The sequence below is a fragment of the Pseudomonas rubra genome (assembly GCF_028656935.1).
Taxonomy (GTDB): Bacteria; Pseudomonadota; Gammaproteobacteria; order Pseudomonadales; family Pseudomonadaceae; genus Aquipseudomonas; species Aquipseudomonas rubra.
In genome coordinates, this window is the sequence record NZ_JAMDGZ010000006.1 from 35,336 (window position 1) to 48,099 (window position 12,764).

Annotated in this window: 8 protein-coding genes; all 8 read right to left on the minus strand. The window is 64.2% G+C overall.

Annotated elements, in window-relative coordinates; all coding sequences use genetic code 11:
* Nucleotides 1–23: 23 nt before the first annotated feature.
* The 8 genes from M5G17_RS02985 to M5G17_RS03020 all read right to left on the minus strand — a co-directional run bounded on the left by M5G17_RS02985 (nucleotide 24) and on the right by M5G17_RS03020 (nucleotide 12,666).
* On the minus strand, nucleotides 24–2,270 hold the full coding sequence (locus M5G17_RS02985; RefSeq protein ID WP_273891524.1) for a FepA family TonB-dependent siderophore receptor: 2,247 nt from the start codon (nucleotides 2,268–2,270) through the stop codon (nucleotides 24–26).
* Nucleotides 2,271–2,453: 183 nt separating this feature from the next.
* Nucleotides 2,454–5,378 carry a TonB-dependent receptor gene (locus M5G17_RS02990; protein ID WP_273891525.1) on the minus strand — a complete coding sequence of 975 codons (2,925 nt, stop codon included), beginning with the start codon at nucleotides 5,376–5,378 and terminating at the stop codon, nucleotides 2,454–2,456.
* A 114-nt stretch (nucleotides 5,379–5,492) separates the two neighbouring features.
* Complete coding sequence (locus tag M5G17_RS02995; RefSeq protein ID WP_273891526.1) at nucleotides 5,493–6,437, minus strand: FecR domain-containing protein; 945 nt, start codon at nucleotides 6,435–6,437, stop codon at nucleotides 5,493–5,495.
* Entirely contained in the window at nucleotides 6,434–6,946 is a 513-nt protein-coding gene (locus M5G17_RS03000) for a sigma-70 family RNA polymerase sigma factor (protein WP_273891527.1), read from the minus strand. Before M5G17_RS03000 ends, M5G17_RS02995 begins: the two co-directional genes overlap by 4 nt.
* A 223-nt stretch (nucleotides 6,947–7,169) precedes the next feature.
* Nucleotides 7,170–8,549: a curlin gene (locus M5G17_RS03005; RefSeq protein ID WP_273891528.1), complete on the minus strand. Its 1,380-nt coding sequence runs from the start codon at nucleotides 8,547–8,549 to the stop codon at nucleotides 7,170–7,172.
* A 16-nt stretch (nucleotides 8,550–8,565) separates the two neighbouring features.
* Nucleotides 8,566–9,036 carry a curlin gene (locus tag M5G17_RS03010; RefSeq protein WP_273891529.1) on the minus strand — a complete coding sequence of 157 codons (471 nt, stop codon included), beginning with the start codon at nucleotides 9,034–9,036 and terminating at the stop codon, nucleotides 8,566–8,568.
* Between the two features lie 16 nt (nucleotides 9,037–9,052).
* Nucleotides 9,053–11,284, minus strand: coding sequence for an Ig-like domain-containing protein (locus tag M5G17_RS03015; protein ID WP_273891530.1), 2,232 nt, complete (start codon nucleotides 11,282–11,284; stop codon nucleotides 9,053–9,055).
* 35 nt (nucleotides 11,285–11,319) lie between these two features.
* Nucleotides 11,320–12,666: a hypothetical protein gene (locus M5G17_RS03020; protein WP_273891531.1), complete on the minus strand. Its 1,347-nt coding sequence runs from the start codon at nucleotides 12,664–12,666 to the stop codon at nucleotides 11,320–11,322.
* Between the last annotated feature and the right edge of the window lie 98 nt (nucleotides 12,667–12,764).

A 12,764-nucleotide genomic window follows, 5' to 3' on the forward strand; every position in this document is an offset into this window, starting at 1 on the left:
GCGAGTTGCCCACATTTTTTACATCAGAACGACGTCGTAAACGAGGCGAAGTACGCCCGGCCCGCTTCGTTGTAGGTCAAGGCCCCGGCTTCATCCGAGTTGCCTTCGCGGTACAGGCGCTTGTCGAACAGGTTGTTCACACCCACGCGCATGCTCAGGTTCTTGGTGAACTCATAACCACCGCTGATGCCGACAATGCCGTAGGGATCGACGTCCTTCTGCACGTTCTTGTCCAGGGTTTCGTTGGCCCGGGAATTGTAGGTCGGTGCTTCCTGCTTGCCGTAGTAGGTGCCGTTGAGCTGGAACGACAGCTTGTCAGTGACATTCCAGTCCAGGGTCGAGTTGACCGTGTACTCGGGGATGATGCTCAGCGGCTCGCCGGTTTTCTTGTCCTCGGACTCGATCATGTAGGTGAAGTTGGTGTTCCAGTCCAGGGCCGGGGTCAGCTCGACGAACAGGTTGCCCTCGACGCCTTGCACCACCGCCTTGCCGGTATTCTCCCAACGCAGGATGCGACGGCCGTTAGGCAGGCGGAACAAGGTGTCGTTGCCGGCCTCGATCTTGTTCTTGTAGTCGTTGCGGAAGTAGGTCGCACTGGTACGCCAGGTGCCCTTGTCGTAGGCCAGGCCCAGTTCCTTGTTGACGCTGGTTTCCGGATCGAGGTTGGCGTTGCCCAGCAGGTAGCAGCCGCCATTGTTGGCTTCGCTGGAGTTGCAGCCGGCACCACGGCTGTACAGCAGGTAGTTGGGGTTGGCCTGGTACAGGTTCGGGGTCTTGTAGGCGCGGGCGATACCGCCCTTGATGCTCAGGGCCTCGGTGATCTGATGCGAAGCGTTCAGGCTCGGGCTCCAGTTGTCGCCGTAGTCTTCATGGTGATCCAGGCGCAGGCCGGGGGTGATGATGGTGTTCTCGCCAACCTCGATGTTGTCTTCGGCGTACAGGGCAAAGCTGCGCGCCGTGGACTTGGTCTGGGTGCGGTCGAAGTTCGGCAGTTCCGCGCCCGGGTCATAGCTTTGCGGGCGCAGTGAGCCCGGGTCGTTGAGCGACTCGTAGAGGTACTCGCCGCCCAGGGTCAGCACCTGCTCAAGGCCCATGCTCAGGGGCAGGTTGACTTCGGCGGTGGCGCGGGTGTTGCGCAGGCGCGACTCGAAGCGCCCGGCACTGCCCGATGGCGCGCCTTCACCCCAGCCGGCCAGGCCTTCGTTGAGGCGGCCGTTGCGGGTCAAGTCGTAGGACAAGGATGCGGTGGAGGTGCCCCAGTCGTAGTCGCCGCGGTGGGTGACGGCGAAGCTTGAGCGCTGCATCACGTTGGTTTCCTTGCCCACCTGGCTTTCGACGAACTCGCCGCCGGCGTTGAGCATGGTGTCGCCGGCGAAGATATTGCCCTGGCGGCTGTAGCTCGATTCCAGGTCGACGGTGTTGGCCGGGTCGATCTTCCAGCTCAACATGCCGTTGATATCTTTGTTGCGTACGCCTTCGCGGCCGGCCATCAGCGACCCTTCAGTGGCCTGGTGCGCCGTGTTGATCTTCATGTCATCGGCGTCGGTCTTGTTCAGGTTGCCATACACGCGAAAGATCAGGCTGTCGGTGAGCGGCCCGCTGAGGCTGAAGTTGACCCGCTTGCCGGTGCCTTCGGAATCGTCCTCGGGCAGCATGGTGTACAGGGTCATGGAGCCGCGCAGGTCCTGGGTCGGACGCTTGGTGATGATGTTGACCACCCCGCCCATGGCGCCAGAGCCATAGCGCGCGGCGGCCGGGCCGCGAAGGATTTCGATGCGTTCGACTTCTTCGGCCGGTACCCAGTTGGTTTCCCCGCGGGTGTCGCGGTCGCCGCTCCAGCCGTAGCGCACGGCGTTGCGCGAAGTGGACGGCTTGCCGTCGATGAGGATCAGGGTGTTTTCCGGGCCCATGCCGCGCAGGTCGATCTGGCGGTTGTTGCCCCGGGCGCCGCTGCTGCTGTTGCCGGTGAGGTTGACCCCGGGCTCGCGGCGGATGATATCGGAGAGGTCATTGACCGGTGGGCGCTTCTTGATGTCTTCAGCGGTGATGATCGACACGCCGGGCGCTTGCTTGAGCTCCTCCTCGGCGGTCCCCAGCACCCGGGTGTTCTCAAGCTCGATGGCCTGCCGGCTGCCGGCCACTGGCAGGTCGGTGGGCTGCACCTGGACTTCGTCCGGCTGCAGCTCCAGCGGGGCCGCGGCAAGTGCCGTGGAGCCCAGGGTCGCCAGCAAGGCAATGCTTATGCGGCTGAGTTTGAAGCGCGACGCCATGTCAGATCTCTCCTGAAACAAAGGGTGAGCGGGCTGGACGGAAAGGCCAGGTCAGCTCGGAAGTCGAGAATGATAAGAATTACCATTCGTGAGTAAACCCTTCAGAAGAAAAATAAAATATTAACGAAGCAGGGCGGAAAAACCCTGCTATGCGCACTGGAATGTGATAGAGGCTAAAAGCCACTAGAACTGTAGGGATGCTGCCAGGCTTGAGGTTCGGCCGGGCGCCGGCATCATGCTTTGTGACATCGGGTCGAGGTAGTACTGATCGGTGAAGTTGTAAACATTGAAACTGACCTTGAGTTCGTCGCTGACCTGGTAGTCGGCGAAGTAGTCGTAGATACGCGCTTCCAGGTAATGCTGCTGCGGTGTGGTGGTGCCCACGTGCCAGCTCTTGTCCAGCACATACATCGGCCCGCTGGTGTAGCGCATGCGTATTCCGGTTGCCAGTTTCTGCTCGAAGGCCTTGGCGCCCAGCACCAGGTTGACGCTGTAGCGTGGCGGGTTCTGGGTGTTGGTGTAGGAGCCCTGGAAGCCGCCGGTGGTGCAGTCTGGCGTTTCGCTCTTGCCGCCGTCGCGCAGGGCCTGGGCAAAGGCGCGGTCGCAGGTTTCGGCCTTGATGTTGTAGACGTACGAGGCGTCAGCGAACCACCAGTGGCTGTCGTAGTGGCTCTGCAGCTCGACGCCCTGGGTGGTGAAACTGTCGACGTTGCGGATCTTCAGCTCGCCGTTGAAGCCGGGGCGGCCGTAGGGGTTGTAGCGGTAGTTGCGGGTGACCATGTCGTCGATGGTGTTGTTGAAGTAGGCCAGCTTGATCCCGGCCTGGTCGTTGTCCAGCAACAGGTTGCTGCCCTTGAGCGAGGCACCGACCTCGAAGGTTTTCATCCGCTCCGGGCGCAGGTCGTAGTTGGGTTGCGCCGACCAGGCACCGAGGGTGGTCTCGAACAGCGATGGCATGCGCATGCCCTGGTTGTACAGGGCGTACGCCATAAGGTTCGGGGTAAAGGCGTAGCTGACACTGTAGGCCGGGGCGAAACCGTGGCCAGACAACTCGGCGTTGTCGGCGAAACCGGCAAACTCGGCGTTCCACCACGGCGCGTCGGGGTCGGCGCCAGCGGGTGCGGCATACAGCGCCTGGCGGTTGCGGTCGTGGATGCGATAGGCGCTGTAGCGTCCACCGGCGGTGAAGGTCAGTTCCGGGGTCGGCTTGTATTCCAGGGCGCTGCTCAGGCTGTACTCGTGGCGGTAGGCGTTGCGTTCGATGCGGTTGTTTTCCAGGTCGTCCTGCCAGGGCTTGCGGCTAGGGTCGATGGTCTCATAGAGGTAGGAGGCGCCATAGGTCAGGGCATAGTCGCCGACGCCGGTGATCCAGCGGCTGGTGTTGCTGATATCGCCGCCGATTTTGAGGTTGGTCAGGTCCGACTCGAGCGATTTGCGGTACTTCTCGCTTTGTTCGTCCTGGTAACCCTGGCCCCGTTGCGGCGCGGTAAAGCCGATGTTGTTGTACATGATGCTGCGCCCGAAGGTCGCCCAGGCATGGCCGTTAAGGTCGATATAGCGCGCCAGGCTGTCATCCTCCGGGCGCCACTTGAACTCGCTGGTAAGGGTGTGCAGCTTCATGTTGCCGGGCTTGAACTGGACCATCCGGTTGGCGCCGCTGTAGTCGTAGACCGGGTCCAGGGTCTCGCGCACGTAGCAGCCGGTGCTGTCCCACATGTTGTCGCCGTCCGGCACCGGTGCGTCGATGCCCAAACACTGCTGGTAGTACTCGGGGTCGGCGCGCATCCAGAACTCTTCGTCGTAGCGGTCGATGTCCTTTTTGAAGTCGCCCAGTGGCCAGGTCATCGACGGGCCGGTGCGGCCAATCTGCGAGGGCATGATTTCACCGAAACTCGAATCCATGTAGCGGTAGCCCAGGGCCAGCTCCATGCCGTTTTCCCGGTACAGGGTGCCCTTGAGCATGAAGGACTTGTTATGGGTGCTGGAGTTCAACACTTCTTCACCGGGCCAATAGTTGCGCGCCACGGTGTTGGCATCGACCAGGGCGCCGCCGCTGATCTCTGAGGTGTCGTAGCGCGAGTAGCCGTGCTTGCCGGCAAAGTAGTTGTTGTTGCGCCGTTCGGCATAGGCGGCCACCAGGTCGAAGGCTTCATCCTTGTGGGCAAACGCCAGGCTGCGTGACCAGTCGTGGGCGTGCAGCAGGTCGTTGCGCTCGGTGCGCGGGCGTACCCGGTAATCGCTGGGCACATCGGCTGTGCTGTTGTCCGCCAGCGAGCCGCGCAGGCGCCAGCCTGTGGTTTCGCCGGGCATGAGGATGTCCTCGACGGTCAGTGTCTGCATCTCTACCGAACCGCCAATGGCCCCGGAGGCAGCGGCGTCCAGGCTCGGCCCCTTGTTGACGGTGACGCTGCTGATCAGGTCCGGGTCGATGTAGGCCCGTTGCGCGGTACCGGCGTAACCGCGATAGACATCCAGCGATTGCTGACTGCCATCGACCTTGACCGGCACCCGGCCCTGGCCCTGGATACCGCGGATGTTGACCTCGATGCCACCGCCATTGCGCCCGTCGGAGGTCTGCACACCGGCGATACCGGCGAGCAGGTCAGCATTGGAGCGCCCGCGAAAACGCTCCAGTTGTTCCAGGTTACGGGTTTCGATGGAGCGCGGCACGCCGTAGTCCTTGAGCCCGTCCTCGTCAGCCTGGTCCTTGACCCGGGTCGCGCCGAGTTCCAGGGCATCGCTGGCTTGCACGGCCTGCTCAATCAGTACCCGGCCGTCGTCGCTGAAGTAGGCGCTCAGGCCGCTGCCGGCCAGCAGTTTGCTCAGAGCCTGGGCGGGCGAGTAGTGGCCCTGCAGGCCCAGCGATGGCTTGCCTGCGGTCAGGCGGGCATCCACTGACAGCAGCAGGCCGGCGCTGGCGGCAAACTGGGTCAGGGCCTGGTCGAGGTTGCCAGCAGGAATCTGGTACAGGCGTTGTTCCAGGTGGGCAGGTTCGGCTTGGGCTGGCATTGCCAGGCTGCAGCAGGCGGCGCTGAGCAGGCTGCCGAACAATCCGTTGCGGATCGCCAGGCTCAGGGTGGACGGGCAGGGTGGCAGCAGGTTCGGCATCCCGAAGGCTCCTTTGAGAATGCGAATTGGTTAGCGTTGATGACTAACCCGAACGAGCGCCGCAAACCGACAACGGCCTGTGCAAATAATTTTCAAACCAGCATGGGAGGGTGTTCAACGCGCCTTGACGGTCACCCAGTAACGGCTCAGGTAGTGCACCTGGATCGGCAGGCTGTCCTGCAGGGCGGCAAGGGTGCGGTCGCTGTCGGTCAGGGCAAACACGCCGGTAATCGGCCATTGGGCGACGGCAGGCTCACAGCGGATGACACCGCGCCGATGGCGGTTGAGCTCATCGAGGAACTGCCCCAGGGGCTGACGCTCGGCGATCAACCGGCCGTGTTCCCAGGCGATGCTATTGCGATCGGCCGCGTGCTGCGGGCCGCAGCCTTGCGCGTTGAACCACAGGCCGTTGCCTGCCTTGAGCAACTGCTCAGTGCCAGAGCTGGGGCGGATCATCACAGCGCCTTCGAACAGTTCGACACGGCTGCCGCCTTGCAGCTCGCGCACGGCAAAGCGCGTGCCCAGGGCCTGTACTTCACCGGCAGTGGTCAAAACCTTGAGCGGCCTTGGGTCCTTGGCACTGTTCAACAGCAGTTCGCCTTCAAGCAGGTGGATGCGCCGCTCCTGTGCATTGAACTGGATATTCACGCTGCTGCGGCTGTTAAGCAGCAACTGGCTGCCATCGGCCAATTGCAGGCGACGCACTTCACCGGGTGCGCTGCGTTGATCGGCCATGGCTTCGTGCCACGGCAGATGGCGTTGGCCCAGGTAGCCACTGCCACCCACCAGCAGCACCAGGCACAGTTGCCGGAGCAGGGTGCGTCGGCCCTGGCGCTCTTCGAGCACGCTGCGCGCGGTATGCACAGGCACTGCCGCGAGGGTCTGCTGCAGGGCCTGCAGGCGTTGCCAGGCGCGTTGGTGCTCGGCATTCGCCGCTTGCCAGTGGGCGAACGCAAGGCCTTGTTGCGCATCCAGAGGCCCGTCCCAGTGCAGCATCAGCCAGTGGCTGGCCTGCTCGACAATCGCCGCGTCGATCGGTGCATCGCTGGCCGTGTTCATTGGCTGTAGAGCACCTGGTAGCAGGCCTGGATGGCGCGAATCATGTACTTCTGCACCGAGCTGACCGTCACCCCCAGGCGCTCGGCGATGTCGGCGTAGCCCAGGCCTTCGAAGCGTGACAGCAAGAAGGCGCTGCGGACCTTGGCCGGCATGCTGTCGAGCATCTGGTCGATCTGTTGCAAGGTCTGCAGGATCATCGCGCGGTCCTCCAGCGAAGGTGTCTGCGGTTCGTCCAGGTGGGCGATGCTGGCCAGGTAGGCCTGCTCGATACGTTGACGACGCCACTGGTCTATCATCAGGTTGCGCGCCAGTTGCACCAGGTAGCTGCGGCCTTCGTCGTGGCCGGGCAGGCGACCGCTGACCAGCAAGCGCAGGAAGGTGTCATGGGCAATATCGGCGGCACGCTCGCGGTCGCCCAGGCGCTTGCGCAGCCAGGCCTGGAGCCAGCCGTGGTGATCGCGATAAAGGCCATGGAGCTGTTGCTGAGGGACGGGGAAGGTAGGGGGCACCCGGAGATCCTGAAACATGAAAGATGCAGTTGCGAATTGTTCGCATTATACGGGTAAAAAAAGAACCGTGACCACCCTGCGGTGAGTCACGGTCAAGTTGGGGAGAATCAGATCGCGGGGGCCCCATCGCCGGCAACGCCGGCTCCCACAGGTTTCAGTGCACAGAGATCTATTGTGGGAGCCGGCGTTGCCGGCGATGGGGCGCGTAGCGGCCCTAAAGCAATTACTGCTGCAACACCGTCGCCTGGTTACCCGCACCAAATTGCTGGACGGTGGCGGTCATGCTCGCGCCGCTCTGGTCGACCATGGCCTGGTTGCCCGAGCCGCCCTGGGTCACGTAGGCGACGTTGACACCATCGGCCTGTTTGATGGTGGCCTGGTTGTTGTCGCCGTACAGCTGCCAGGTATGGCTCTGGTTGCCGCTGCCCGATTGCTCGACCTTGATGCTGTTGGCCTCGCCGTTGCTCAGGCCAGTGGCGTAGTTGGCGGTGCCGCGCTGGTCGGCGATCAGCAGGTTGTCGCTACCATTCTGTTCGAAGTACAGCTCGTTGTTGCTGTCGACCTGGGTCAGGTTGGCGGTGTTGCCCGTGCCGTTCTGATTGATTTCGGCGCGTTGGCCACTGCCGAACTGGCCACCATGCTTGTCACCCTTCCAGTTGCTGGCAAGGATCTTGTTGCCCGTGCCGGTGGAGGTCACCGTCAGCACATGGTTGTCGCCTTGCTGGTAGGTGTAGGCAAGGTTGCTCTGGCCGTGCTGGTAGAGCGAGGTGGTCGACTGCATCGACTCGTACTGGTCGGCATAGCTGGCGTTGAGGCTGCCGGCCTGGGTGATGCTGGCCAGGTTGCCCTCACCGAAGCTCTGGTCAACCACGCTTTCGTTGGTCTGCCCGTACTGAGTCACCGCCGTCTGGCTACCAAGCTGGGTGTCCTGCCAGACTTCGCTGGAGTTGGCGCTGCCGTTCTGGTTGATGGTCACGCTGCCGTCCTGGCCCTCGCGCTGGTCGCCATAGGCCCAGTTGTCATCGCCGGCCTGGTAGATGCCGATCTGGCCATTGTTGTAGTTCAGGTGCTCGGCCGCGCTGTAGTTGCCGCTACCGGCCTGGATGCTCAAGGCGTTGTTGCCACCACCGCCAAATTGCTGCTCGACGAAGGCACGGTTGTTGTCACCGAACTGCAGGGTGGTGCCCTGGCTGCCGGTCTGGCTGTCCTGGTAGATGAACGAGAAGTTACCCGTGCCTTGTTGCTGCTGCTGGGCGCTGTTCTCGACGCCCAGCGACTGGCTGGCGTGGGTGTTGTTCAGGGCCCCGGCGTTCTGCTGGTTGATCTGGCTGCCGAATTCGAACAGTTGCTCGGCGTAACCTGCGTTGTAGTCACCGGCGCCACTTTGCTGGATCTGGCTGTTGCCGCCTTCCTGCTTGGCCGCGTGGTTGTTGCCCAGGCCCAATTGGTTTTGGGTGGTGGTACTGAGCGGCGCGGCGATCTGCTTGACCTCGGCGATGTTCTCGGTGCCGAACTGGTTCTGGGTCGACTGGCTGTCGTCGGCCATGGCCTGGCCGGCAACGGCCAGGACAATGGCGGCGCTTAAAGGAGCGAGCTTGAACATGGTGGTGCCTCCAGGTTTAACGGTATTGGTTGACTTGCACGCGCTGCCCGTTGCCAGCCTGGATCACCGAGCTTGAAAGCCCGCTGCCGGCTTGTTCGATGCTGGCGCTGTTGCTGTTGCCGTACTGTTCGATCTGCGCGCGGTTGTTGCTGCCGCTCTGGCTGATCGAGGCGCTGTTGCCGTAGCCCTGCTGGTTGATCGTGGCCATCAGGTCGTTGCCTTGTTGCAGGATGTACGCCTCTTGTGCGCCGCCTTGCTGGACGATGCGCCCGAGCAGGGCCTGGCCGTCCTGGCCAATGGCCGCACGGTTGGCCTGGCCGTTCTGCTCGACCTGGGCTAGCTGGCCGCTTGAAGGCGCCAGCGGCTGCATCGACAGCTCGCCCAAGTCGCTGCCCATGGCCAGGTCAGCGTTATCCATCAAATCGTCGGCCAGGGCGGCCTGACCGATCAGGGTCAGGCTCAACAACAAGCGGGTCAGGCGCGCCATGGTCGTTCTCCTTTAGCTACTGCACGGTGACCGGGACGCTGCGCACGGTGCCCTGGCTGCTGCGGATAGTCGCCGTCGGCGCTGCCGTCGGGATCACCGTGGTGCTGTTGCTCACCGTCAGCCGCCAGCGTCCGGTCAGTGGTACCGGCGTACTGCCCAGGGTGACCAGCCCGCTCGGGGTGGTGACCTGCACCGTGATGGTGTTGCCGGTGGTCACCGACGAGGTGCCGGAGATGTCCCAGTTGTAGCGGTTGTTGGACCGTGCGGTGACCGTTGCCGCCGTCACTGCAAAGGTTTCCGCTGCGGGCCTTGGCGACACCTGCACGGTCACCGTGGCCGGTGCCGACAACGCACCGAGGCTGTCGCGTGCGATGTAGGTGAAGGTGGCGGTGAAGGCGCTGGTGACGGTGGCCGGCGGGGTGTAGGTGACCTGGCTGCCGTCGGTGCTCACCGTGCCGCGTCCGGGGACCGGTTGGCCGACACTGGCGACCGCCAGCGGCACGTTACCTTCCGGGTCCGTATCGTTGGCCAGTACGTTGATCGGCAGGGCCACCCCGAGGGTCGCGGCGTTGTCGTTGACGGCGGTTGGCGCCTGGTTAGGGGCGACGTTGACGGTCACCGTGGTCAGCGCCGATTTCAGTCCCTTGCTGTCCTGGGCGCGGTAGCTGAAGGTGGCCACCAGTGGTGCATTGACCACTGCCGGTGGGGTGTAGGTGACTGCAGCGCTGCCGTTGAGCAGCACCGTGCCCTGGCCACTGGCCGGCTGGGTAAGGTCGCTGATGCTCAGGGGGACATCGCCATCCGGGTCGCTGTCGTTGGCCAGCAGGCTCAGGCTCAGTGGCACACCGAAGCTGGTGCTGCCGCTGTCGGCCTGGGCCACCGGTGGCCGGTTGGCGGCCTCGACCGGCGCGTTGCCGACCACCACCACCGCCTCGCTGTCGCTACCACCGGCGGCGGACTTCACCGTGACCATGGCCGGTGGTTGCGTCAGGTCGTTGACCGTCAGGGTCTGCACGGTGCCGGATTTCGATAGCCGGCCATAGCCCTGGGCGACCAGGTCGGGCACCTGCACTTCATCGCTGGAGCTGGCCTCGATGCGCAGGCGCTTGTTGGCCCAGTCATAGCGCGCGGTGGTCACCTTGACCACGTCGCTGAGCTTGCTTGACAGCGCCGTAGGGCGGGTGGCGCCGGTGGGGTCGGTGGCGGTCAGTACCACCACCGCAGGCGGTGCGGCGTTGCTCAGGTGCTGAGTGAAGAACAGGCCGTTGTTGTCGGCCAGCAGGTTGAACTGGCACGGCGACGGCGGTGTGCCCGGCACCAGCGCCAGGGTTTGCCGCAGGCACAGGCTGGCGTTGTTCGGGGCCTTGGCGAACACCTCGACGCGGGTGCCGGCGCTGGTGCGGCGGTAGCTGGCCCGTTGCAGCTCGGCCGGGGTTTGCTTGCGGGGATCTAGGACCTTGCCGGAGACGGTGAACAGGTTGGTCTGGATCGTCCCGGCCGGGCCCTGGATCCGCACAAAGTTGGTGTTGTTGGGGCTGCCGGTGACCGCTTCGGTGAGGTTCGGGTCACCGATGTAGGTTTCGCTGGCGCCGGTATCCGGGTTGATCTCGGTGTAAGGCCCGCCAACCCCGCGCAGGAACGGCCCGACGGCGCCATTGAGCACGCCGCTGAAGTCGCCCGGGGCACCGATGCCGACGTCACGGGTGATGTTGATCGCCCGCCGCCCGGGCGCGGTGACATTGACCGTTTCCACACCATAGGGGTGGGTGATCACATAGGTGCCCGCCTGGGGCACCGAGACCCGGATGCGAATACGGGCGAAGCTCTGCTGGTCGCCGTCCACCGGGTTTTCGCTGGCGAATGCGGCTTCGATGCCGGCGACATAAACGTCCAGTTCATAGCCACTGTTGCCCACCGCCGGGATCGCGGTTTCGGCCAGGTACCAGAACATCTCTGGAGGCCAGTTGTCGGGGAATACCAGCGGCAGGGCATCGTCATAGATGCCAGGCTCGGGCAACAGTGTGCACATGTAGTTGGGGGGGACCGAAACCGGTACCCGCGAGCTTGCCGCCCGCGACTGGCACAGTTCCAGCGACAGGTTGCCGTGGTCCTGGTACCACATCGGGTAACGCCCGGTGGCCAGGGTGTAGGGGCCGGGGTCGACCGCCTTGAGGCCGGCCCAGGCAGTGCCGGCCAGCGAGAGGGAAAGCCCGGCTGCGCAGAGCGCCAGGCGTGGCCAATTGTTCATGCTGCCTCCTGCTACGGGACGTGGCGTAAGAGTGTTCATGGCACGAGCACCACTTCTTCGCTGTCGCTACCGCCGTTGGCGCTGGTCACCGTGACCTTGGCGGGCGGAATCGGCGACAGGCCGGTGGTGAGGGTCTTGACCGCGCCATTGCCGCTCAAGGTGCCGATCGCGGCGCCGTTGCCGGTGCTGGCGCTGAGCACTGGTGGGCTGGTTTCGTCGCTGGTGCTGGCCACCAGGGTCAACTGCCCGGAGGCCAGGCTGAACTCGGCGCGCTGGATCACCACCAGGTCGGTCAGCGGCAGGGTGACGGTGGTGGGCGTGCTGCTGGGGATCGCCAGGTGGTTGTCGGCAGTCACCTGCAGGTTCATCGGCAGCGCCGGGTTGAGCACCGACTGGGCGTACCAGGCGCCAGTGCTGTTGGCCTCGCTGAGCTCAAGGCTGGGTGTCTGGCTGCTCAGGGTGGCGCTGGCCGGCGGCGGTGGCGCTTGCACGAACACATCCTGCTGGGCGCGCAGGTCGCCGTTCTCGCTGTGGCGCGAGTAGGTGCTGCGCTGGGCGATCACCGGCGTTGGCCGCACCACTTGCGACAGCTTGCCCGAGACTGAGAACAGCTCGGTGCGCAGGTCCAGGCCATTGGGCCCCTCGATGCGCACGAAGTTGGTGTTGAACGGGCTGCCGGTCACTGCCTCCTGCAGGTTCGGGTCGCCGATGAAGCGCTCGCTGGCGCCGGTGGCCGGGTTGGTTTCGTTGTACGGGCCGCCAACACCGCGCAGGAACGGGCCGACATCACCCTTGAGCGCGCCGATGTAGGTTTTCGGCGAACCGATACCGATGTCGCGGGTCATGTTGATCGCCCGCCGCCCGGCTGCCGGCACATCGAAGACTTCGACGCCGTAAGGGTGGGTGACGATGTAGGTACCGGCAGTGGGCACATCGACACGGATACGCACCCGGGCGAAGCTGACCTGATCACCGTCGACCACATCCTCGGCGGCAAAGGCGGCCTCAATGGCGGTACCGTAGCCCAGGTCGATGCCACGGGCGGCGTCGACGATGGCGGCATCGGCGGTAAACCAAAAGGTTTCATCGGGGTAGTTGCTGGGGAAGCTGATCGGCTGGGTGTCGTCGAACACCCCGGGAGCCGGGTTGAGCACGCACATGTACGAGGGCGCGCCGGGGGCGCCGGGCACCCGTGAACTGACCGCCTTGGTCAGGCACAAGTCCAGCACCCGGCCATGGGTGTCCTGGTACCAGGCGGCAAAACCACCGGTGGCCGGCAGGTAAGGGCCGGGGTCTACTTCGAACAGTGCGGCCTGGGCCGGTGCCTGGATAATGCTGGCCAGGATCAGCACAGCCAGTGGGTGGGGCGTTGGACGGTGCATGAGTCTTCCCTCTTGCAATCGGGCCCATGGACTTGGGTCGTCTGCACAGGCATCGGCAACATCCGTACCAACACCCTGGCAAAGCGCCGCAGACCACC